Origin of the sequence: Aeromicrobium sp. YIM 150415, from assembly GCF_016918125.1 — a bacterium.
GTDB lineage: Bacteria > Actinomycetota > Actinomycetes > Propionibacteriales > Nocardioidaceae > Aeromicrobium > Aeromicrobium piscarium.
In genome coordinates, this window is record NZ_JAERWM010000036.1 from 1 (window position 1) to 21,316 (window position 21,316).

At 68.3% G+C, this 21,316-nt stretch carries 19 protein-coding genes; 5 read left to right on the plus strand and 14 right to left on the minus strand.

Annotation, left to right across the window (positions count from 1 at the left end):
- Positions 1-325: 325 nt before the first annotated feature.
- Positions 326-1,804 carry an aldehyde dehydrogenase gene (locus tag JL108_RS19160; protein WP_205199698.1) on the minus strand — a complete coding sequence of 493 codons (1,479 nt, stop codon included), beginning with the start codon at positions 1,802-1,804 and terminating at the stop codon, positions 326-328.
- 28 nt (positions 1,805-1,832) lie between these two features.
- Positions 1,833-2,843 (minus strand): LLM class flavin-dependent oxidoreductase, encoded by a 1,011-nt coding sequence (locus tag JL108_RS19165; RefSeq protein WP_205199699.1) that lies wholly within the window; start codon positions 2,841-2,843, stop codon positions 1,833-1,835.
- Between the two features lie 207 nt (positions 2,844-3,050).
- On the opposite strand from JL108_RS19165, the gene JL108_RS19170 reads away from it, so the two are divergent.
- The 4 genes from JL108_RS19170 (at position 3,051) to dctP (ending at position 8,125) form a co-directional block, all read left to right on the plus strand.
- Positions 3,051-3,476, plus strand: a complete 426-nt coding sequence (locus tag JL108_RS19170; RefSeq protein ID WP_205199700.1) for a Zn-ribbon domain-containing OB-fold protein — start codon at positions 3,051-3,053, stop codon at positions 3,474-3,476.
- Positions 3,473-4,633, plus strand: coding sequence for a hypothetical protein (locus JL108_RS19175; RefSeq protein WP_205199701.1), 1,161 nt, complete (start codon positions 3,473-3,475; stop codon positions 4,631-4,633). The genes JL108_RS19170 and JL108_RS19175 overlap by 4 nt, the downstream gene beginning before the upstream one ends.
- 18 nt (positions 4,634-4,651) lie before the next feature.
- Positions 4,652-6,754: an acetate--CoA ligase family protein gene (locus JL108_RS19180; protein WP_205199702.1), complete on the plus strand. Its 2,103-nt coding sequence runs from the start codon at positions 4,652-4,654 to the stop codon at positions 6,752-6,754.
- Between the two features lie 93 nt (positions 6,755-6,847).
- A complete protein-coding gene (dctP, locus tag JL108_RS19185; RefSeq protein WP_205199703.1) occupies positions 6,848-8,125 on the plus strand; it encodes a TRAP transporter substrate-binding protein DctP in 1,278 nt (425 codons plus the stop codon).
- 45 nt (positions 8,126-8,170) lie between these two features.
- Here the strand turns inward: dctP and JL108_RS19190 are convergent, their stop codons facing one another.
- The 3 genes from JL108_RS19190 to JL108_RS19200 are packed head-to-tail and all read right to left on the minus strand — an operon-like array spanning position 8,171 to position 11,525.
- Positions 8,171-9,052 (minus strand): CoA ester lyase, encoded by an 882-nt coding sequence (locus JL108_RS19190; RefSeq protein ID WP_205199704.1) that lies wholly within the window; start codon positions 9,050-9,052, stop codon positions 8,171-8,173.
- 29 nt (positions 9,053-9,081) lie between these two features.
- Complete coding sequence (locus JL108_RS19195) at positions 9,082-10,740, minus strand: AMP-binding protein (RefSeq protein ID WP_205199705.1); 1,659 nt, start codon at positions 10,738-10,740, stop codon at positions 9,082-9,084.
- Positions 10,737-11,525, minus strand: coding sequence for an enoyl-CoA hydratase/isomerase family protein (locus JL108_RS19200; protein ID WP_205199706.1), 789 nt, complete (start codon positions 11,523-11,525; stop codon positions 10,737-10,739). Before JL108_RS19200 ends, JL108_RS19195 begins: the two co-directional genes overlap by 4 nt.
- Before the next feature lie 91 nt (positions 11,526-11,616).
- On the opposite strand from JL108_RS19200, the gene JL108_RS19205 reads away from it, so the two are divergent.
- The gene (locus JL108_RS19205) at positions 11,617-12,684 is read left to right on the plus strand and encodes a Zn-dependent alcohol dehydrogenase (RefSeq protein WP_205199707.1); all 1,068 of its coding nucleotides are present in this window, start codon (positions 11,617-11,619) and stop codon (positions 12,682-12,684) included.
- Positions 12,685-12,711: 27 nt separating this feature from the next.
- Here JL108_RS19205 and JL108_RS19210 read toward each other — a convergent pair whose 3' ends face one another.
- From JL108_RS19210 to JL108_RS19250, 9 genes are read right to left on the minus strand one after another with little or no spacing between them, the layout of a single operon-like run.
- On the minus strand, positions 12,712-13,107 hold the full coding sequence (locus JL108_RS19210) for a Zn-ribbon domain-containing OB-fold protein (protein ID WP_205199708.1): 396 nt from the start codon (positions 13,105-13,107) through the stop codon (positions 12,712-12,714).
- Positions 13,108-13,111: 4 nt separating this feature from the next.
- Positions 13,112-14,287: a thiolase family protein gene (locus JL108_RS19215; protein WP_205199709.1), complete on the minus strand. Its 1,176-nt coding sequence runs from the start codon at positions 14,285-14,287 to the stop codon at positions 13,112-13,114.
- Positions 14,284-14,742, minus strand: coding sequence for a MaoC/PaaZ C-terminal domain-containing protein (locus tag JL108_RS19220; RefSeq protein WP_205199710.1), 459 nt, complete (start codon positions 14,740-14,742; stop codon positions 14,284-14,286). Before JL108_RS19220 ends, JL108_RS19215 begins: the two co-directional genes overlap by 4 nt.
- Complete coding sequence (locus JL108_RS19225) at positions 14,735-15,328, minus strand: MaoC family dehydratase N-terminal domain-containing protein (RefSeq protein WP_205199711.1); 594 nt, start codon at positions 15,326-15,328, stop codon at positions 14,735-14,737. The genes JL108_RS19220 and JL108_RS19225 overlap by 8 nt, the downstream gene beginning before the upstream one ends.
- Complete coding sequence (locus JL108_RS19230; RefSeq protein ID WP_205199712.1) at positions 15,325-17,784, minus strand: CoA transferase; 2,460 nt, start codon at positions 17,782-17,784, stop codon at positions 15,325-15,327. The genes JL108_RS19225 and JL108_RS19230 overlap by 4 nt, the downstream gene beginning before the upstream one ends.
- A complete protein-coding gene (locus tag JL108_RS19235) occupies positions 17,777-17,992 on the minus strand; it encodes a ferredoxin (protein WP_205199713.1) in 216 nt (71 codons plus the stop codon). Before JL108_RS19235 ends, JL108_RS19230 begins: the two co-directional genes overlap by 8 nt.
- Before the next feature lies 1 nt (position 17,993).
- Positions 17,994-19,196 carry a cytochrome P450 gene (locus tag JL108_RS19240; RefSeq protein ID WP_205199714.1) on the minus strand — a complete coding sequence of 401 codons (1,203 nt, stop codon included), beginning with the start codon at positions 19,194-19,196 and terminating at the stop codon, positions 17,994-17,996.
- 15 nt (positions 19,197-19,211) lie between these two features.
- The gene (locus tag JL108_RS19245) at positions 19,212-20,720 is read right to left on the minus strand and encodes a TRAP transporter large permease (protein ID WP_205199715.1); all 1,509 of its coding nucleotides are present in this window, start codon (positions 20,718-20,720) and stop codon (positions 19,212-19,214) included.
- Positions 20,717-21,271, minus strand: coding sequence for a TRAP transporter small permease (locus JL108_RS19250; RefSeq protein WP_205199716.1), 555 nt, complete (start codon positions 21,269-21,271; stop codon positions 20,717-20,719). Before JL108_RS19250 ends, JL108_RS19245 begins: the two co-directional genes overlap by 4 nt.
- Positions 21,272-21,316 lie beyond the last annotated feature (45 nt).

A 21,316-nucleotide genomic window follows, 5' to 3' on the forward strand; every position in this document is an offset into this window, starting at 1 on the left:
CCCGCCGCGACCGGACCCGCCCATCACTGACATCGACATCACGCGCAACACCGATCCGTGGTCCCCCATGAACACCCTTGCTGACCTCGATATCCATACCGAAAGCCTGCCGCCACCACCTCGTCGAAGACCCCATCCCCGCCCCAACCGCAAACGCCGCAGACGACAGACCATAACCCTCTAAACACACCAACTCATAGAACCGCCGACGCGTCTGCACCGAATGCCTCACAACAACTCCTCATCAAAGATGTTGCTTCGACCGATTGAGACCGCCGCCCGCGAGTCGGGGATAACTCACCGCCCGAGGACGCGTGCCCGTGGATCAGGCGGGGCCGATCGCGATGGACTTGGTCTCCAGATAGGAGCGGAAGCCCTCGGGCCCCATCTCGCGGCCGATGCCGGACATCTTGTACCCGCCGAAGGGCGAGCCGTAGGCCTGCGGGGAGCCGTTGATGCTGACCATGCCGGTGCGGATGCGCCGCGCGACCCTGATGGCGTCGTCGACATCGGCACCCCACACCGAGCCCGAGAGCCCGTAGGGCGAGTCGTTGGCGATGTCGATCGCCTCCTCGACCTCGTCATAGGGCACCAGCGCCAGCACAGGGCCGAAGATCTCCTCCCGCACCGCGCGCATCGAGTTGTCGACACCCGCGAGCAGGGTCGGCGGCACGAACCAGCCGTTCTCCAGCTCCGGCGGCAGGACGAGCGTCTCGGCGCCGGCGACGATCCGGGCGCCCTCGTCGCGGGCCAGCGAGATGTACCCCTGCACGGTGTCCAGCTGGTTCTTGGAGACGAGGGGGCCGATCTTGGTCGCCGGGTCCATCGGGTGACCGACGGTCCATTCGCGCAGCGCCTCCGCGAAGGCCTCCGTGAACTCGGCCTCGCGGTTCCGGGGCACCAGGATGCGCGACTGCGCGATGCAAAGTTGGCCGTTGACGACCAGCGCCATCGGCAGGACGGCCTTCGCCACGACCTCGGCATCCGCATCGGGGAGCACGACCGCAGCGGACTTGCCGCCGAGCTCGAGGGTCACCCGCGCCACCCGGTTGGCCGCGGCCCGCATGAGCATCTGCCCGACGGCCGTGGACCCGGTGAAGGCGAGCTTGTCGACCTGCGGATGCTCGATGAGCGACTGGGCCGCCTCGCGGTCGGCCGGCACGATGTTCAGGACGCCCTCGGGCAGACCCGCCTCCGCGAAGGCATCGGCGAAGGCGAAGGCCGACAGCGGCGTCTGCGTCGGCGGCTTGAGCACGACCGAGCAGCCCGCGGCGATCGCCGGGGCGATCTTGATGCTCGGGGTGCTGAGCGGACCGTTCCAGGGAGTGATCGCCGCGGCCACGCCGACCGGCTCCTGCGTCACGATGCTGCGCAGGCCGCTCGCATCGGTGCGGACATCGTCGAGTTCATAGGACTCGGCCAGATCGGCGTAGTAGCGGGTGTGCCGGATCGGATTGGGCACGTGCGCCTGCTGGCTGAACCACAGCGGACAGCCCAGTTCGGAGGTCAGCAGCACGGCGATCTCATCGAGTCGCGACTCCAGGATGTCGGCGGCGCGGCGCATGACCGCGGCCCGCTCGGAGCCGGGGAGGTCACGCCAGCGACGATCCTCGAAGGACGCCTTGGCAGCGCCCACCGCCCGGTCGATATCGGCGGACGTGCCGACCGCCGACTGCCCGACGACGGACTGGTCGACGGGATTGAGGACGTCGATGATCTTGCCGCCCTCGGTGTCGCGCCACTGGCCGTCGATGAACAGCCGGCTGCGGTCGGCGAGATCGGGGGCGATGACAGCATCGGTCATGGGTGCTCCTCAGGGGTCGTGGGTCGGATCAGCGGAAGGCCGGCAGGACCTCGTTCTTGAACAGTTCGAGGGTCGCCAGCACCTGCTCCTGCGGCAGGCCGTACCACTGCATCCGCAAGATGATGTAGGTCAATCCCTGTGCCTCGAGGTCCTTGAGCGCCGCGATGGCACCGGCCGGATCGGTGAACAGGTAGGAGGCGTCGGCCACCTCGGTCGCGGTCTGCTCGGACTGCAGGTGGCGGTAGCCGGCACCCTGCTGCGGGGCGTTGTACTGCGCGTACTGGGCCGTGACATCGCCGCGGGCCTGCAGGCCGATCGCCCGCGCCCGCTCCGGGTCGTGGTCCAGCACCAGTTCGCGGCGCACGACGAGGTTCTTGACCGGAAGGCCGAGCCGCTCCTTCTCCGCGCGATAGTGCCCGAGCACGACCTTGAGCCGCTCGGGGTCCACATGGGGCGGAACGATCCAGGCGTCGCCGAGGCGTGCGGCGCGCTGCGCGCCCTTCTTGTGCGGTCCGGCTCCGATCCAGATCTCGGGCCCGCCCTCCTGCACGGGACGCAGGCTGATGTGCTGGTCCTTGATGCGGTAGTACTCGCCATCGCGGGTCACCGATTCACCACTCCACAGATCGCGGATCATCGCGATGCTCTCCTCGAAGCGCCCGACCCGCTCGTCCAGGCCGATGCCGAAGGACTCGAACTCGTTCTCGCGGTAGCCCATACCGAAGCCCGCGACCGCCCGTCCGCCGGTGATGTGGTCGAGGGTCGAGAACTCCTCGGCCACCGCGACCGGATGGCGCAGCGGGAGGATGAACATATTGGTGCCCAGCTGCATCTCACCGGCATCGGCGGCCAGAGCCGCGAGCGTGGGGACCGGCTGGAGCGTGGGCATACCACCCAGATAGTGCTGCAGCACCCAGGCCGAGGAGATTCCGCTCTGGGAGGCCGCCCGCACCTGCTCGCGCATCGCGGCGATGCGGTCTGCGGGCACGACGTCGGTCGGGAAGTCGTTCATGATGGCGAGGCCGAAGGTCAACGGCATGGTGTCTCCCACAGGTTGCTGCGATTGATATGCATGATTGTGCCATAGATCTTCTGCTCGCCACAGCCCTGACCGTGAGCGGGATCACGCGAGGGTATGGCGCGAGGCGCTCTTCTAGGTTAATTTGATGATCAGCAATTTGGGTGAGCGACCACCCCCGCGCGCCCGCTCAGCCCCTCATCGCGGCGAAGGAGCACCCCAGCGATCATGAGCACCAGAACCGGCCGGCCGTTCCCCCAGGAGACCCCGGCCGAGTTCGCGGGCCATGTCGAAGGCCTGCTCCGCGGCGACTTCGTCGTCCCGCGATGCCGCCCCTGCGATGCCGTTCAATGGCCGCCGCGGACCGTGTGCGGACAGTGCGCCGGCACCGAGTTCGAGCAGGTCGTGCTCGGCGAACTCCGCGGTGAGGTCACGACGTGGACGATCGTCCGGCGCGCCTTCCACCCCTGGTTCGCCGACCGTGTGCCGTACGGCGTGGCCGTCGTCGACACGACGGCCGGCCTCCGCCTCACCGGCTGGTACGCGGGCCCCGAGGTCGACACTCTGCGCGCCGGACTCCCCGTCCAGGGGTCCGTCGAGCCGCTGGGCGACGCACCGGCACTCGTCTGGCGACCTGGGCAGGTTGAGCGATGAGCACGCCCCTCGCCGCGATCACGGGGGTGGGCGAGACCGCGTACACGCGCGGCACCGACCTGACGGCGACCGCGCTCCTGCTGCAGGCCGGTCTGCGTGCGTGCGCCGACGCGGGCATCGATCCGAGCAGCGTTGACGGGGCCGTGACCCCGCAGGGCAAGGCCGAGTCCGAGCAGTTCGTCCACGCCCTCGGCATCCGCGACCTGCGCTTCCACGCACATAACGCGATGGGTGGAGCGGGGCCGGTCGGATGTGTCGCGATCGCTGCCGCCGCGGTGCGGGCAGGAGTCGCCGAGCGTGTCGTGGTCGCGGCCGGCGGCACGCAGTTCAGCGGCAACCGCCGCATGAGCGACGCCGGGGGCGCCGCCATGTCAATCCCCTGGCCCGGTCAAGGGATCCGCGACTGCCTGGAGCGACCGTACGGTCTGTCGGTCCCGATGCAGTGGTACAGCCTGCACGCCAACTACTGGCTCAGCCAGACCGGGGCCGATCCAGCGGGTATGCGCGCGGTCGCGCTCGCGACCCGTGAGCACGCCCACCGCAATGCCCAGGCCTACTTCCGCGGACGCCAGCTGACGACCGAGGCGTACGACGCCTCCCCCGTGCTCGTCGACCCCTTCCACCTGTTCGACATCTGCCAGGAGTCCGACGGCGCGGCCGCCGTGATCGTCGAGCGCAACGGCGCCCGGGAGGACGCGGTGGGTGTCACGATCCTCGCCGCGGGCGAGGGTCACGCGGATGTGCCCGACGACCTGGTCACCCGTCCGGACATCATGCAGATGGGCCTGACCAAGCTCGCCCCGCGGCTCTTCGCCGAGGCCGGTGTGACCCCGCAGGATCTCGACTTCGCCCAGCTCTACGACTGCTTCACCTTCGTGGTCCTACGCCAGATCGAGGAACTCGGCCTGTGCGCACGCGGCGAGGCACCCGACTTCGTGCGTGAACGCGGCATCGGGCCCGGTGGCTCATTCCCGATCAACACCCACGGCGGCCTGCTGTCGCAGGCCCACATCGCGGGGATGAACCACGTCGTCGAGGCGGTGCGCCAGTTGCGCGGCGAAGCGGGCGATGCCCAGCTGAGCGATGCGCACCTCGGCGTCGTCACCGGTTACGGCGACATGTCGGACGGGTCGATGCTCGTCCTCGCCCACCACTGACCCTCAGAGAGGAACCCCATGGCCACCGAGTCCACACTGACACGTCTCTTCGAGCCCCGGTCGATCGCGCTGATCGGCGCGAGCGACCGATCGAACTGGTCGCATCGCATCGTCGACGGCCTCCGCGTGATCGGCTACGAGGGCGACGTGCACTACGTCAATCCCAAGGGCGGAGAGGCCCACGGGCGACCCCTCTTCCGCAGCGCCGCCGACATCCCCGAGGCCCCCGATCTCGCCTTCGTGATGGTGCCGGCCAAGGCGGTGCTCGACGCGATGCGCGATGTCGCGCGGGCCGGCATCACCTCCGCGATCGTCCTGAGCTCGGGCTTCGCCGAGCTCGGGGACGAGGGCAGGCGAGCCCAGCAGGAGCTCCAGTCCCTGGCCGCCGAGCACGGCATCACCGTGCTCGGCCCGAACGCCCTCGGCTACGTCAACACCGACGCGAAGGTGGCGCTCAAGCCCTTCCCGCCCGGTGAGCCGCTGAGGTCAGGGTCGATCGGCGTGGTCTCGCAGAGCGGCAATGTCACCGTTCAGCTGCTCAACATGGCTCGCTCCTTCGATATCGGCGTGAGCCTGGCGGTCAGCACGGGCAATGAGATGGACGTGCGCATCGCCGACGTGGTCGACTTCCTGGTCGACCACGAGCCGACACGGGTCATCACCGTCTTCACCGAGGCATTCCCCGAGCCGCACGCCTTCCTCGCGGCCTGCCGCCGCGCCCGGGAGGCCGGCAAGCTCGTGGTCTGCCTCAAGGCCGGACGCAGCGAGGCGGCCGCCCGGGCCGCCCTGGCGCACACCGGTTCGCTGGTCGGCAACGATGCCGTCATCGACGCCTTCCTGCGCTCTGCCGGCGTCGTGCGCGTCTCCTCGCTCGAGGAGCTGCTGGTCGTCGCCGACACCTTCGCCCACACCGGGCCCATCGACGGCGCGATGGCCCTGCTGACGATCTCGGGCGGCACATGCGACATCGTCGCGGACGCCGCCGAGGACATCGGCCTGGAGCTCGCGGAGCTCACCGGGGAGACGGTGACGGAGCTGAAGCAGGTGCTTCCCGAGCTCGCCGCGGCACAGAATCCCCTCGACGTCACCGGTGCCGCCGTCACGGACGCGACCCTGATGGCGCGTGCCCTCGCCGTGGTCGCCCGCGACCCGGGCGTCGGCATCGTGCTCGTCGCCCAGGAGATGGACCACCAGGCGGAGAACCTGGCGTGGGGACGCGAGGCCCTCGAGCAGCTCAGCACCGAGGCGTCCGCGGCGGAGTGCCCCGCGATCCTCGCCAACACCACCGTCCGGTACGTCAATGAGCGGGTCCGCGAGATCCGGGCCGCCGCGAGCGCTCCGGCGGTCTTCGGTGGCGTCAGCCGCATCCTTCCGGCGATCGCCGCGATCACCGAGTGGACCGCACGGGACACGTCCCCGGGGGCGGACGACGTGCGCGTCCAGACCGAGGCGATCACCGCGCCGCGCGAGGGGACGTGGTCGGAGGCGGCCAGCCGCGCGCTGCTGGAGTCGGTCGGGGTCCCGGTGGTTCCGGCGACCGTCGCGGCGTCGCCGTCGTCGGCGGCGGAGGCTGCCGCTGCCTGGGACGGTCCCGTCGCACTCAAGGTCGTCTCCGATGACATCGTGCACAAGAGCGACGTCGGGGGTGTCGCCCTGGACGTCGCCGCGACGGAGGTCGAGGCCGCCGCGACCGCGCTGCTGGAGCGGGTCCGGAAGGCTGAGCCGGAGGCGGCCGTCGAGGGGGTGCTGGTCACGCCGATGCGCGAGCCGGGGGTCGACCTGCTGGTCGGCGTGGTCCGCGAGGACGAGTGGGGGCATGTCCTGGCCGTGGGACTCGGCGGCATCTGGGCCGAGGTCTTCGGCGATGTGCAGCGTATCGCCCTGCCCGCCTCCCCGGCGCAGTTCGAGACGGCCTTGCGCCGCCTGCAGGCCTGGCCCCTGCTCGATGGCGTCCGAGGCGCCGAGCCGGTGGATGTCGCCGCCCTCGTCGATGTACTGGGCCGCGTCGCCGCTCTGGCGACATCGCTCGGTGACGAGCTGGCGGCCGTGGAGATCAACCCGTTACGAGCACGGGGCGCTCAGATCGAGGCCCTCGACGCCGCGGTGGTGTGGAACGACTAACCCTCGACAATCAATTCGCATAGATCTTGACGCTTCCCCTCAACTATGATCATGATAAGCGTGATATTGATCACATAGCGAGCGGAGGCCACCGTGCCAGCATCGAGATCACGCCTGAAGACCGCCAGCCTGGGCATCGGTGCCGCCGTTGCCGCGGGCCTGCTGACGGCCTGTGCCGAGAACACCGGGAACGGCGGAGGCGGCGGGGGCGAAGGCATCGACTTCGGCGCCACGAAGGAGGAGTACGCGGAAGCACTCGCCGATGTCGACCCCATCACCATCACGGCCCAGTCGCCCTCCCCCAAGGGGTCGCTGACCGGAGCCAAGTTCGAGGGCTACATGCAGGCGGTGGAGGAGTGGTCGGACGGGAAGATCAGCTTCGACATCGCGTACTCGAACGCCATCGCGCCGCCCCAGGAGATCGACAACGCACTCAACGACGGGCGACTCGACCTCGGCTCGGTGGTACCCGCCTACGAGCGCGAGGAGTTCCCGGCGAGCGCGCACCTCGCCGAGGCCACCTTCGCGGGCGGCCAGGGAGCGTTCCTCGGCCTCCTGGAATCGAATGCCTGGTGGATGGACGTCGGATACGCCACGGACGAGATCTTCGAGGAGTTCGAGGAGGCCGGCGCCACGGTGCTGGTCCCGGCCTTCAACAGCGGTCTGATCGCGCTGAACTGCGGTGGCCCCGTCGACTCGCTGGACGACTTTGCGGGCTTGCAGGTGATCACCGGCACGGCGACCCAGGCCGATACGCTCGGCCAGCTGGGTGCGAGCGGCGTCTCGATGGCCTACCCGGAGATCTACGAGGCGCTGCAGCGCGGCGTCGCTGACTGCAGCATGAACAGCCTGCTGGTCAGCGTCCTCGGCGGCTTCACCGATCTGACGCCGCACGCCATCATCGACTCCGGTGCCGGCTTCGGATCGGGGCCGGGGACCTGGGCCTTCAGCACCGCAGCGTGGGAGTCCTATCCGCTCGTGGTCCAACAGCTCCTGTTCGATCGCATCGACGCCTTCATCGAGTCCAACCTGGAGTCGGTGTGGCAGACCATTTCCGAGGCCGTCGGCGCCATGCAGGACGCCGGCGGAGGGATCACCGAATACCCGGCCGAGGTCCGCGACGCCATCGCCGAGATCAACGAGGCACGCATGGAATCCCTCCGTGACACTGATGCGGTGGCCGACGGCGATGCGTGGATCGATGACCTGAATGCGAGCATCGAGAGCTGGGACGACACGCTCGTCGAGCTGTACGGCGAGGAGATCGCCTATGACGACTTCCCGGCGGAGTGGTCACCGGGCGAGACCGATCTCCAGCCCTATATCGATGCGATCTTCGACGAGGTTCTGCTCGACCACCGGCCGAGTTGACGAGACGACGACGGCCCGTCCTCGATGAGGGCGGGCCGTCGCCGTTCACTCACCCCGTACGAGGCGGGCGTGCGCGAGCCAGTCGCGCGCCTTGTCAGCATGCGCCAGGTCGACGTGCTGCCCGCGGTACCGCACCGCTCCGTGGCCCTCAGCGGTGGCGGATTCGACCGCCGCGACGAGGCCCTCGTGGTAGGCGACCTCATCGTCCGTCGGCGTGTAGACCTCGTGGACCACCGGCACATGGGACGGGTGAATGACGATCTGGCCCCGGAAGCCGAGCTGGAGCCCGTAGTCGGCGAACGCCCGCAGACCGTCCAGGTCGGCGAGGTCCTCCCACAGAGCCGTGAGCGCATGGAGCCCGTACTGGCGGCACGCGAGCAGGATGCGGCTGCGCAGGTACAGCGTCTCGCTGCCCTCGGGCGACTGCCGGAAGCCCACGGCGCGTGCGATATCGGCATGCTCGGAGGTCGGCCCGATCATGGCGCTGACGCGCGGAGATGCCGCCGCGATCTCGTAGCAGTTGACGATCGCATCGACCATCTCGACAGGGACGATCATCTCCAGGCCATCGGCGCCACCGCGCAGCTCGAACCAGTCGAGCAGGGTCTCCCACCGGACGACATCTCGGCCGTCGCGGATCTTCGGAGCGAAGATCCCGTCGAGCTCGGGACCCACCACCGTTTCAAGATCGCCCCCGGTCAGACCGGTGTCGAGAGCATTCGGGCGGACGAACAGACCGACCCGCTCATTGCGCGAGCGCACCTCACGCAGCGTCTGGCGGGCGGTCTCGCGGCTCTTCTCCTTCAGACCGGCCGGCACCGAGTCCTCGAGATCGATGACGACACAGTCCGCTCCGCTGGCGACGGCCTTGTGGGCCCAGTCCGGCTTGTGGGCGGGCACGAACAGGACGGATCGATAGGGGTGCATCGGAACTCCTCAGCAGCAGATGGGCATGGTCATCGAGTCAGGGCCGCCTCGCGGTCGTGCGTGTCATCGGTGACACCGATCTCACGCAGCTTCGCCTTCTGCACCCGCTGCGAGGGCGTCTTCGGCAGCTCGTCGACGAAGCGGATGTACCGCGGGATCGCGAACGACGGGATGCGGTTGGCGAAATGCTCCCAGAGCTCCTGCGGCGTCACCTCGTCGCGGAGGATCACATAGGCCATCACTTCGTCCTCCCCGGCCTCTGCCGAGGCGGGGACCGCGATGACCGCCGTCTCCACGACCGCAGGGTGACTCAGCACGGAGGTCTCGATCTCATAGGAGGAGATGTTCTCTCCGCGGCGACGCAGGGCGTCCTTGAAGCGATCCACGAAGTAGAACCAGCCGTCGGCATCGCGCTTGAGGGCATCGCCGGTGTGAAACCACAGGTTGCGCCAGGCCTCGACGGTCTTCTCGGGCATATTGAAGTACCCCATCGAGCAGATGAAGGGCACCTTAGGCCGGATCACGAGCTCGCCGATCTCGTCGACACCGACCTCCTCGTCGGTCTCGGGGTCGACGAGGGCGACGTCGAACCACTCGTCGGCCGCCAGACCCGCGGCACCGGCGGGACGGTCCTCGCCGTAAGGAGAGATGATCGGCGCGGAGGTCTCCGTCAGCCCGAACACCTCGACGAAGGCCTCGATGCCGAAACGGCGCCTGAGCGGCTCGACGAGGGTCGCGGCGGTGGGAGCGGCGAAGACACAGCGCAGCGGGTTGTCGGCATCATCGGGGCGCTCGTCCTGCTTGGCGATGAAGTCCATCATGACGCCGATGAAGTTGGTGACCGTCACCGTGCTCTCGCGCAGCTGGTCGACCCACCGGCTCGCCGAGAAGCGGCTGCGGGTGACGAAGCGGGCTCCCGCCACGAGAGTCGGGTACGCGGCCATGAACTGCGCGTTGCCGTGGAACAGCGGGGTGACCGACATCCACGCGTCGGCATCGGTCAGACGGACGAGCGAGACGCACTCGTCGGCGAAGAAGTACATCTGGGCATGTGGCATGGCCACGCCCTTGCTCGGTCCGGTCGTACCGGAGGTGAAGAGGACCGAGGCGAGATCCTGGGGTGCGACCTCGGGCAGCTCGACCTCCGCGCCCACGGCGGAGCGCTCGTCGAGCTCCTCCCACGGCGCGGCCTCCCAGCCGGCGGCCCGCAGCGTCTCGATGGCCGCATCGCGCTGGCCGGTGTCGATGACCCAGAACTTGCGGATCGTCGAGGCCGCCTCGGCCACATCGACGAAGCGCGCGGCGAAGACATCGTCGACGATGGCCTGGGTCGCCTCGACCGTCCGGACCTGATGGGCCAGGAAGTCGTGCTCGTAGGCCGTGTTGATGGGAACCTCGACGAGACCGGCGACGGCCGTGCCGACCCAGGAGCGCACGAACTGCGACGAGTTGGCAGCGACGATGACGACCCGGTCGCCGACGGTCGCGCCGGCCGACAAGAGGCTTCGTCCGACCCGCTCGGCCGAGACGAGGGTCTCGGCGAAGGTCCACCGACGGTCCTCCTCCGGTGCGTCCAGCCAGACGGAATCGGGCCGCTCCGCGGCGTGATGGCGCAGCACGGTCGGCAGCGCCCAGTCGGCGCGATCGCCGAAGGTCGGCTTCAGTTCCCGGTAGTAGCGAAAGCTCATCGCGCGTCCCCTTCTGCTGCGCCCGGCGTCCCGCGGAAGTCGGGACGCCTCTTCTCCAAGAAGGCATTGGCGCCTTCGATCATGTCCTCGCTGCCGATCGCCTGGATGAGCATGCCGAGCCCGGACGACATGTTGTCCTTGGACTGGTTCCACCACTGGTTGGCGCTGATCTTGACGATCTCCAGATAGCGGGGACTCAGCCGGTGGATCTCCTCGAGCCACCGCTCGACAGCGGCTTCGAGACCGTCGTCAGCGACGACTTCGTTGACGAGGCCCATCTCGAGCGCCTGCTCGGCCGAGTATCGGCGGCACAGCATCGCCATCTCGCGGGCGCGCTTCTCCCCGATCTGGATGGCCATCAGATTGGTGGCCCCGAGCACCGGAGCCGAGCCGACCTTGGGTCCGGTCTGGCCGAAGGTCGAGCGCTGCGTCGCGATCGCGAAGTCGCACGCCACGACGAGCTCGTTGCCGCCGCCGGCCGCCGGGCCGTCCACCGCCGCGATCACCGGACGCGGACAGGCACGCAGCGCGTCCACGAGGCGCAACGAGGTGGTGAACAGCTCGCGCAGGGCCTCCGGATCAGGCGAACCCAGATCGTTCAGGGCTCCGCCGGCGCAGAAGGCGCCCTCAGCCCCGGTGAGGACCACGGCATCGGCATCGGCCGCGGACTCGACGGCGGCGATCATCGCCTTCGCCATCTCGAGGTCGTAGGCGTTGAGCCGTTCCGGGCGGTTGATCGTGATCCAGACCGCGTCGCCGCGGCGTTCGACGTCGATGGCGCTCACACTGCTCCTCGAAAACTATGGTGTTGATGATCAGCAATCTAGGGTAGCCTGCATCACAGTGTCAACGAAAGGGCGGCTCATGCGCGCGGCGGTGCTTCATACATTCGGAGAGGACCTCACCTTCGAGGAGGTCGCCGTCGAGGCCCCCGATCCCGACGAGGTCCTGGTGCGGACCGTCGCCTCCGGGGTGTGTCACACCGATCGGACGATGCAGAACGGCGCCAACCCGCTGCCCCTCCCCCTCATTCTGGGCCACGAGGTCTCCGGAGTCGTGGAGGCCGTAGGCCGGAACGTGACCTATGTCCGCCCCGGCGACCACGTGGCGACCTGCGCCTCCTCCTTCTGCGGCACCTGCCGCTGGTGCCAGCGCGGGGCACTCCAGCATTGCGAGAACAAGGGACGGTCCCGGCCCGAGGATCGGCCGCCGCGTCTGAGTCTCGGCGCGGTCGGCGTCGAACCATTCGTCGGGCTCGGCGGATTCGCCGAACAGCTCCTGGTCCACGAGCGAACCCTCGTGAAGCTTCCCAGGGAGATGCCCCTGGACAAGGCCGCCCTCCTGGGGTGCGCCGGCATCACCGGCCTAGGTGCCGTCCGCCATGCCGCGCAGGTGCGGCCCGGTGACACCGTCGCCGTCATCGGATGCGGCGGAGTCGGGCTGAACGCCGTCATGGGGGCGCGCCTGGTGGGCGCAAGCCGCATCATCGCGATCGATCGGATCCCGGCCAAGCTGGAGCTCGCGCGCCGACTCGGCGCGACGGACACGGTCGACGCCTCACAGACCGACGCCGTCGAGGCCGTGCGTGAGCTGACCAACGGGGGTGTCGATCACGCGATCGAGGTGGTCGGCATCGGCCCGACGATCGAGCAGGCCTTCGCGATGCTCGACACCATGGGCACCGCGACCGTGGTCGGGGTGGCGCACCCGGACCTCACGGTGCAGATCCCGGCCGCCCAGCTGCTGCTCGAGAAGCGGCTGCAGGGCACCAAGATGGGATCCACGCGTTTCCGACTCGACATCCCGTTCTACTGCGATCTCTACCTGAGTGGCCGGCTCGACCTCGATCCGCTGCTGAGCGGGACGATCGGTCTGGACGATGTCAACCGGGCGCTCGCGGACCTCGACGCCCCCACCGGCGCCCGCACGGTCATCACCTTCTGACAGCGTCCGGGCGCGGCGGAGCCGGCGCTAGGCCAGATGGCCCACCGGAAGGTGCTCACTGCCCTCGGGCTGGACGAAGCCGACCCGTACCGCGCGGCCGACCGAGAGATCGGCGGCAGCAGCCTCCGGGAACTGCAAGGTCAGCCACGGCCCCTCGTCGAGTTCCACGATGCCGATGACCGTGTCGGGGGTGACGACATCGTCGCGCCGACGCCCCGGCTTGACCGTCCAGGTGATCAGCCGACCGGTGCCGGCCGCCTCACGCCACTCGAGATCGGCAGCCTGGGTCGTCGAGCAGACGAGTGCGGCCGGGTCGGACCACGTGTCCTGACTCGGCGAGTAGCGCAGCAGCAGACGCCCCTCGGCGGACGCCTCGAAGAAGGGCGCGGAGTGATCGTCGCGGACGACAGCAGCGAGTGCCATGGGGTCACCGACCTTTCTGATGCGGGCTGAGGATGAGCGTGGAGTGGAAGTCGAGCACCCCGCCGTTGCCCGACACCATGACGACGTCGTTGCGGTCGACCTGGCGTTCTCCGCCCTGACCACGAGCCTGGATGACCGCCTCGGACAGCGGCGTCATGCCCCACATGTAGAACGACGAGAGCTCACCCCCGCCGGTATTCGTCGGGTGCGAGCCGCCGGGCGCCAGCGCACCGCTCGCGACGAAGTCACCCCCCTCGCCCTTGGCGCAGAAACCGTAGTCCTCCAAGGTCACGAGGGTCGTGAACGTGAAGCAGTCGTAGAGCTGGCGAAGATCCACCTCGTCGACGCCGACCCCGGCCATCTTCAGGGCATCGGGGCCGGACTTCGCGGCACCGGTGACGAGACCGAACTGGCTGTCACGATGCTGCACGTACCCCGGATGCGCCTGGCCCCAGCCCCAGACATGGACCGGGGGCTGCTGCAAGCTCGCCGCGCGGTCGGCGCTCGTCACGATGATCGCCACGGCGCCGTTGCTCACCAGACAGCAGTCGAGCAGCCGCAACGGGTCGGCGATCATCCGCGAGGCATGGTGATCCTCGAGGGTCATCGGGTCGCGCATCTGCGCCATCGGGTTCATCGCGGCCCACTGCCGAGCCGCCACCGCGACCGCGCCGAGCTGCTCGCTCGTCGTGCCATAGGTCTCCATATGCCGCCGCGCCGCGACGGCATATCGCTCCGGTGCCGCCTTCAGTCCCGCGGCGAAGGGCAGCGAAGCCGTCCCGACCATCGCGCGCGCCTGTCCCGGATAGGCATCCGAGGAGCGCTTACCCTCCTTCAGCGGGGCGTCCGCGTAGACACAGGCGACGACATCGGCCATGCCGGCCTCGATCGCCATCGAGGCGTACTGCACCATCTGTCCGGCGGATGAGCCGAAGCCCTGGATCGTCGCGAGCAGACGGGTGTCGCGCATCTGCAGTGTGGACTGCAGACGCAGATCGGTGTCGTTCTTGACACCCGGGTTCACCAGCAGACCGTCGATATCGGACAGCGAGAGGCCGGCATCGGCCGCGGCGGCCCCGATGGCCTCCACCGCGAACTGCGTGGCCGTCTTGCCGTAGACCTTGCCCATCTCGGTCATGCCCAGGCCGGCGATCGCCGTGCCCATCGTCCGTTCGCTCATCCTTGCTCCTGTTCGTCGAGGGGAAAGCCGAGTTCGACCACGCCGGGGCCCACGGTCACACCCGCGGAAGTCTCGCAGCGCACCTCGACATCGACGACGCCCTCACTGCCCTCGCGGCGGAGATCGACGACCTCGCCGAGCACGGACATCGTGTCGCCGACGTAGTTGAAGGACTTCATCCGGAACCCGCGGATCGCCCGGATCCGGGCGCGCGGCCCGGCCCAGTCCCTGACGAGCCGCTCCCACGAGCTCATCAGGAACGACGTGTTGGCGTACATCTCCTTGGCCCCGGTCGAGCGGGCGTACTCACTGTTGTGGTGGATCGAGTTGAAGTCGCGGTTGCTGCCGGCCGCCATGACGAGCCGATAGACCGTGAGCGGCAGGCGCACCGTCGGCAGCTGCTCACCGACGACGATCTCGTCGAACGGCCGGCCGGTGGTCCGGGTGTCACTCACCCTCGTCTCCCTTCTCGTGCGGCACGTACGCATAGGTGCCGATACGGATCAAGCCCACGACATCGCCGCGGTCGCTGATGATCTCGCTCTCCCAGGTCATGAAGGCGCCGCGGCCGACACCGGTCTGCTTCGGCGTGCACGACAGCAGACGCCGTCCCCGGCGCCCGATCCGCTCGCCGGCGACCACCTCACGATGGAAGTCGACCTCGATATCGGTGCCGAAGAAGCCGGTCGTGCGCGGGCCGAGCGGCATGTCGGCGTTGTTGATCGCCGTGTGCACCGGCTGCGCATCGCGATCATCGCTGTCGAAGAGCACCTCGCCAGGCCGCCAGGCGGTCGGGATCGTCCAGGCGATCACTCCCGTATAGGGCATCGTGACGTCCTCGAAACCCGCGGCACGTGCGGCCCCGGGGTCGGTATGCAGCGCGCAATCGAACTCCAGCGGCTCGAGATAGCGCCGGATCGCCCCCGGCTCGACCGGATCACCGCCCCAGGTCACCTCGCCGTCGGCGAAGTCGCGGCCGATCGCGTCGATGACCGGCTGCCACTCGGCCGTCCAGTCGCGGTCAGTGTCCGTCGTGCTCATCGCAGGACTCCCTTCGTCTCCAGCTCGTCGATCCGCTCACTGTCATAGGCCAGGAGGTCCCCGAGTACCCGCCGATTGTGCTGACCTAGGGTCGGCGCGCAGGTACGCGGTCCTCCCGGCGTATCGGTCAACAGGACCCGCGCGCCCTCGACGGTCGTCATCCCGTGCAGTGGATGGGCGAGCTCGACCAGGTGATGTCGGTGCCGCAGCTGCGGATCACCCGGATAGTCCTCCGGCCTCAGTGCGAGATAGGCGGCCACGCCGATCTCCTGGAGCCGGTCGACGAGCTCGTCGCCGTCCTGTCCGCTCGTCCAGGCCGCGATCGCCTCATCGAGGAGATCCGCGGCCTGCCGGCGGCCGGCGCTCGTCGAGTAGTCCCGGCCGGCGGGCTCCTCGATGCCCGCGAGCTCAGCGAACCGGGTCCAGGCCGCATCGTCCATCACGCTGATCGCGATGAAGTGGTCGCCGTGCTCATCGGGCGCCACCGGGTAGGCGCCGTGCGGCGCATAGGCGGAATCGGCATTACCGCGACGTTCGGCGATCGTCCCGTCGAAACCGTGATGAGCGAGCTGCGGCGAGAGGAAGTAGGCACCGGCCTCCACCTGCGACACATCGATATAACACCCCTCGCCGGTCTCGCCGCGATGTCGCAGGGCACTGAGCAGCGCCACCAGCGCGGTGCGCGGGCCGAGATAGTCCGTGTACGGGCCGAAGGGTCCCATGGGCAGCCGGTCGGACCATCCGACCAGGTACTGGAAGCCGCTCAGCGACGAACCGACGTTGCCGAATCCAGCGAGCTTCGCCCACGGGCCTCGCTGCCCTGCGATGGAGCTGCTCAGCATGACAATGCCCGGATCGATCTCACGCAGCGATGCGTAGTCGAGGCCCCAGCGGGTCAGCTGCCCGGGCGAGAACGACTCGATCACCACATCGGCCCAGCGCACCAGGTCGCGGACGATGTCCTGGCCCTCGGGGGAGGTGAGATCGAGGGTCACGCCGAGCTTGCCGGCATTGCAGTTGCCGAAGAGGGCCGATCCTTCACGATCGAGTGAGCCGTCGTGGAACGGCTGCATCATCCGCGCGGTCTCGACGCGGGTGCTCGACTCGACCCGCACGACCGTGGCGCCGAAGTCGGCGAGGCTGCGGCCGATCAGCGGTCCGGCGACCACCCACGACAGGTCCAGGACCTTGAGGTCGTCGAGCGGCAGCGTCCGACTCCGCGTGGATCGATGCAGCGCGGGAAGTGGCGCGGCGAGCCACTCCGCCAGCACGTCGTCGTGATGCTCTCCCAGCTTGGGCGCGCGGCTGCGCAACCGCGGGCTGGGGGCGCCCGTCACCTGAGCGAAGACCGCGGGCACCTGCACCGTCGTGCCCTCGATGTCGAGCGAGTCGAAGAATCCCCGCTCGGCCAGCTGGGGGCTGGCGGCGACATCGGAGACATCGAAGATCGCCATGGACAGTAGCCGGCGCTGCAAGGCCTGTTCGACCACCTCGGCCTTGGTCTTGGTGACCAGGAAGGCGCGTACCGCGGCACGGGCGTCCTCGAGATCGGCAATCTCGAGCTCGCCCTCGGCCACCAGCCGGGGCACCTCGCGCCAGTCCCAGGAGGCGATGCGCTCGTCGACGGCCGCTTCATCGGACAGCCAGCCGAAGAGCCGGTTGGTGAAAGCACCGGCCGCGGGGCCCATCGAGAGGTGCAGCTCGATCATCCCGTCGCGGCAGTGCCACTTCTTCAGGCTGTTGGGTGTCGCCGCCCCGCTGCCGGACTGATCGGCCCGTGCCGTGGGCTGTTGCTGCCACTCGGGATTGTCGTCGCCGACGGCGTGCGCGAGGATCCGCGCGAGGGTGGCCTGCCCGACCGATACCTGCGCCGAGGCATCGACGAACTGTCCCTCGCCGCTGCGATCGCGCTCGATGAGGGCGAGCAGGATCCCGGTGGCGGCATCGGCCGCGGCGTGCAGATAGGCCTGGGGGACGCTGATGCGCAACGGTGCGCGATCGCCATCGCGATGTGGGGACAGCGGGCCACCCGCGGCCCACACGGTCAGGTCGCTGGCCGCGAGCCTCGCACGAGGGCCGTCCCATCCGAAGGCCGTGATCGCCGCCATGATCCCCGTCGGAGCGAGGGCCCGCACGTCCTGCGGGGTCATCGACCAGCCCTCGAGGTCGTCGTGATCCCACGACGTGACGACGACGTCCGCACGTCTCACGAGGTCGTGCAGCTGGTCGCGGTCCTCGGGTCGATGCCGGTCGAGGGTGATGCTCCGCTTACCGGCCGCGAAGGTGTGCCAGGTGAAGGAGACCCCTGTGCTGGTATCGACCGGTTCGGCCGATCGCGCGGACGAGCCCGATAGAGGCTCGACCTGCACGACATCTGCGCCGAGGTCGGCGAGCAACCGTCCACAGAGCAGGCCGCGCTCGTCGGTCAGGTCGAGGACCCGCAGCCCGTCAAGCATCGGCTGGAGCCGTCGCGGTGACGACGATCGCTCCCTCGGGGCACGCGTCGGCAGCCTCCTGGGCCTGGTCGAGCAGATCGGCCGGGACCTCCCAGCTCGTGCCCCGTTCGGCCACGAAACCCTCGTCGTCGTCGCTCAGCAGGTCCGGCGCCACGGCATAGCAGCGTCCGTGCCCCATGCACTTGGCCCCGTCGATCTCGATGAACACCTCAGACCTCCCATTCCAGCGGCAGCGTCGACAAGGTCAGCTGGCCGCCTCGTTCCGTCAGTTCGGCACCCTCGGCGATCCGGTACTCCGGGATGCGCTCATGCCACTGCTCCAGCACGACCTTGAGCTCGAGGCGTGCCAGGTGCATGCCCAGGCAGCGGTGCGGCCCGCCGCCGAAGGCGAGATGCTGGTTGGCGCCAGGACGATCGATGATGAACTCGTCGGGGTCGTCGAACTTACGCGGATCGCGGTTCGCCTGGCCGATGCCCATCCACATGACATCGCCCTTCTTGAGCTCCAGACCCTCGAACTCCTGGTCGGACTGCACCTCCCGGCCGGCCTGGAACACGAGCGGGTAGAGACGCAGGAACTCCTCGACGGCCTTGCCGATCAGATCGGGGTCCTCGACGATCTCCTGGCGGTGCTCGTCATGCGTGGCCAGGTGCGTGTAGATGTACCCCAATGCCGACCGGGTGGTGTCGAGGCCGGCGAGCATCAGCGTGAGCAGGATCGTATGGATCTGGTCGCGCGTCAGGGGCTCGTCGTCGATCCTCGCCTCGAGGAGCCGCGTCACCATGTCGGTCTCCGGATCACCGGGGTTGGCCGTACGGTCCTCCAGCGCCGCCTCGAAGTACTCGATGATGTTCTTCTTGGCAGCGGCCGCCCGCTCGGGCTCGCCGGCGAGCATCGCCGAGAACATGTCCTCGGACCACTCGAGGAACTGCTCACCATCGGAGACCGGCAGTCCCAGCAACGCAAGGAACAGATCGGTCGGGTACCGGATCGCGAACTCGGCGACGAAATCACACGAGCCCTTCGGCTTGAGCTCCTCGATCAGCTCGATACACCGCTGGGTCGCCAGAGGCTCCAGTCGGCGCACGGCCGCGGGCGCGAAGAACTGGTTGAGGATCTTGCGAAGCTTGAGATGTTCCTCGCCGTTGAGGTCCTGCGGCAGGAGCGGCTCGCCGAGGCCCGGGCGCAGAGCGCTGCGCACAGCCGTGGTCCAGTTCTGGTGCTGCTGGAATCCGGCTTGCACGTCCTCATAGCGCTGCAGCATGTAGAAGCCGCGCTCGGTCGAGTCGTTGAACAGGAAGCGTTCACGCTCACGATCGTCATTGAGCAGCGCGTAGTGCTCGTAGATGGGCGTGGTCCCGGTGTAGTCGGTGTGGGTGACCGGGCACCCGCGGTGTGTCGTGTCAGTCATGGAGAGTCCTTCGGTTCATCGGTTGCCCGAGGCGGCGAATTCGGGTAGCCATGTGCTGATCTCTGGGAAGAAGATCAACACCATCGTCACGATCACAGCCATGGGCATGAACCACATGGCGGCGATGAAGACATCGTTCAAGGTGATCCGCTGCCCCTGATTCACTTCGGGGTCCTTCGTGATGGAGTGAATGATGAAGGACAAGATGCCGACGGGCGGGGTGATGATCGACAGCTCAGCCATGAACACCGCGAAGACGCCATACCAGAGCAGCGAGATGTCGAGGGCATGCAGTGTCGGGATGAGGATCGGGATGGTGAGCATCATCATCGGCAGCGGCTCCATGAAGGTGCCCAGGATGATGTAGACGACCATCATCAACATCAGGAAGGTCACCCGGTTGAGGTTCATGCCCTGCACGACCTCGGCGAAACCATCGCTGAGACCGGTCAAGGTGAACATCCGGGCGAGGACCTCCACGCCGATCAACATGAAGAAGATCGCACCGACACTGCTCACCGTGCCGACGGCGGCATCCGCCACAGCCCGCAGCGGCTGACCGCGAAAGCGCCAGACCACCGTCACCACCAGCGAGAGGAGGGCCGCCACGGCTCCCGCCTCCGTCGCGGTGAAGACACCGCTGAACATGCCGAAGATGATCACGCCGATGAGCACCGGCACGGGCCAGATCCGCACGAGGCTGTCGAAACGCTGCGGCCAGGTGACAGCCGCCTTGGCTTCGGCGCTGAGCTGATCGGTCCGGGCCCAGCGGGTCGCGAAGATGATGATCATGATCGAGAAGAGGGCCGCTACGAGGATGCCCGGGCCGACACCCGCCAGCAGCTGAGGACCAACGGGTACTTCAGCAATACCGGCGTAGATGACGAGCAGCAGGCTGGGCGGGATCAACTGACCCGGAAGGCCCGCCGCGATCACCGACCCCACGGCCAAGCGCTTGTCGTATCCCGCCTTCAGCATCTCGGGGATGCCGATGCGGGCCAGGGCGAAGGTAGTGCCGATGGTCGAGCCGCTGACCGAGGCCAGCCCGGCTCCCGCGAGGTTCGTCCCGACCGCCAGGCCTCCGGGCATCCAGCCGACCCAGTTGCGGCCGGCGGTGTAGATGCTCTCCGTGAGTCCCGCACGCCAGAGCAGCAGACCCATGAGGATGAACATCGGGACCACGCTCAGCGACCAGTTGGCGACACGGTCGTAGGGCATCGTGGTCATCGTGCTCTGCACGAGCGGGAGTCCGCGCAGTGCGTACATCCCGAACAGAGCGGGGATGAGCATGGCCATCGCCACCGGCACACGCAGGAAGATCAGGCACAACATCATCACGCAGGCCAGTCCGCCGAGCGCCTCGGGCACCAACGGCAGGAACAGGCCCACGGTGCTGCCGACCAGCAGTGTCATGGTGATCCAGAAGGTCACCCACGACTTGCGCTGGCTTTGAGCGGCTTCCGGGAGGGGCGCTGTCGGCACTCCCCCTTGATCAGCACGAGGACTGGAATCGACCGTCATCATCGGCCTCCATCGACGGAGAGAGTGGGTTCGGCCACGTCGGCTTCCGCCGGATCATCGACGCCCTCGCCGTAGCGGAGCGCCCTCAGTCCGGCGTAGGTGAACTGGATGGACAACGAGCCGAAAGCCAGGGGAACGAGGAAGTAGGGCGGCCAGGCGGGGAGGTCGCTGACTCCGGCCGTCCTTCGGATATCGAAGGAATGCAGCGCCTCCTGCAGACCGAACCAGGCGAATCCGACACTGACCACCGCTACCACCAGGAACGAGATCCCCAGCACGAAACGCTTCGTCACGGGCGGCAGCAACTGGTAGACCAGGTCTGCCGCGACATGTTGACCGCGATGCTGTGCCGCGATGAAACCGAGGAAGGCGACGATCGGCAGGTACCAGTACTGCGTGATCTCCAGGGTGTTCGCCAACGGTCGATTGGCGAACGCCCGCAGCAGCGCATTGGCGGTGATGTGCAACATCATCACGAAGGTGACGATGACCACCGGCACCTCGAGGAACAGCTCAGGCCGCAGCCGGCGCCGGGTGGGCGATGAAGCCGACATCACATCTCCTTTCACAGCGACGTGTGTTTCGTGAGGGGAACATCA

Bases quoted from the DNA above. Each gene is read 5' to 3' on its own strand.
- JL108_RS19225 (WP_205199711.1), bottom strand. From the start codon at position 15,328: ATGAGCACGACGGACACTGACCGCGACTGGACGGCCGAGTGGCAGCCG.
- JL108_RS19250 (WP_205199716.1), bottom strand. From the start codon at position 21,271: ATGTCGGCTTCATCGCCCACCCGGCGCCGGCTGCGGCCTGAGCTGTTC.
- JL108_RS19195 (WP_205199705.1), bottom strand. From the start codon at position 10,740: ATGAGCTTTCGCTACTACCGGGAACTGAAGCCGACCTTCGGCGATCGC.
- JL108_RS19190 (WP_205199704.1), bottom strand. From the start codon at position 9,052: ATGCACCCCTATCGATCCGTCCTGTTCGTGCCCGCCCACAAGCCGGAC.
- JL108_RS19245 (WP_205199715.1), bottom strand. From the start codon at position 20,720: ATGATGACGGTCGATTCCAGTCCTCGTGCTGATCAAGGGGGAGTGCCG.
- JL108_RS19180 (WP_205199702.1), top strand. From the start codon at position 4,652: ATGGCCACCGAGTCCACACTGACACGTCTCTTCGAGCCCCGGTCGATC.
- JL108_RS19165 (WP_205199699.1), bottom strand. From the start codon at position 2,843: ATGCCGTTGACCTTCGGCCTCGCCATCATGAACGACTTCCCGACCGAC.
- JL108_RS19160 (WP_205199698.1), bottom strand. From the start codon at position 1,804: ATGACCGATGCTGTCATCGCCCCCGATCTCGCCGACCGCAGCCGGCTG.
- JL108_RS19170 (WP_205199700.1), top strand. From the start codon at position 3,051: ATGAGCACCAGAACCGGCCGGCCGTTCCCCCAGGAGACCCCGGCCGAG.
- JL108_RS19210 (WP_205199708.1), bottom strand. From the start codon at position 13,107: ATGGCACTCGCTGCTGTCGTCCGCGACGATCACTCCGCGCCCTTCTTC.
- JL108_RS19230 (WP_205199712.1), bottom strand. From the start codon at position 17,784: ATGCTTGACGGGCTGCGGGTCCTCGACCTGACCGACGAGCGCGGCCTG.
- JL108_RS19240 (WP_205199714.1), bottom strand. From the start codon at position 19,196: ATGACTGACACGACACACCGCGGGTGCCCGGTCACCCACACCGACTAC.
- JL108_RS19215 (WP_205199709.1), bottom strand. From the start codon at position 14,287: ATGAGCGAACGGACGATGGGCACGGCGATCGCCGGCCTGGGCATGACC.
- JL108_RS19175 (WP_205199701.1), top strand. From the start codon at position 3,473: ATGAGCACGCCCCTCGCCGCGATCACGGGGGTGGGCGAGACCGCGTAC.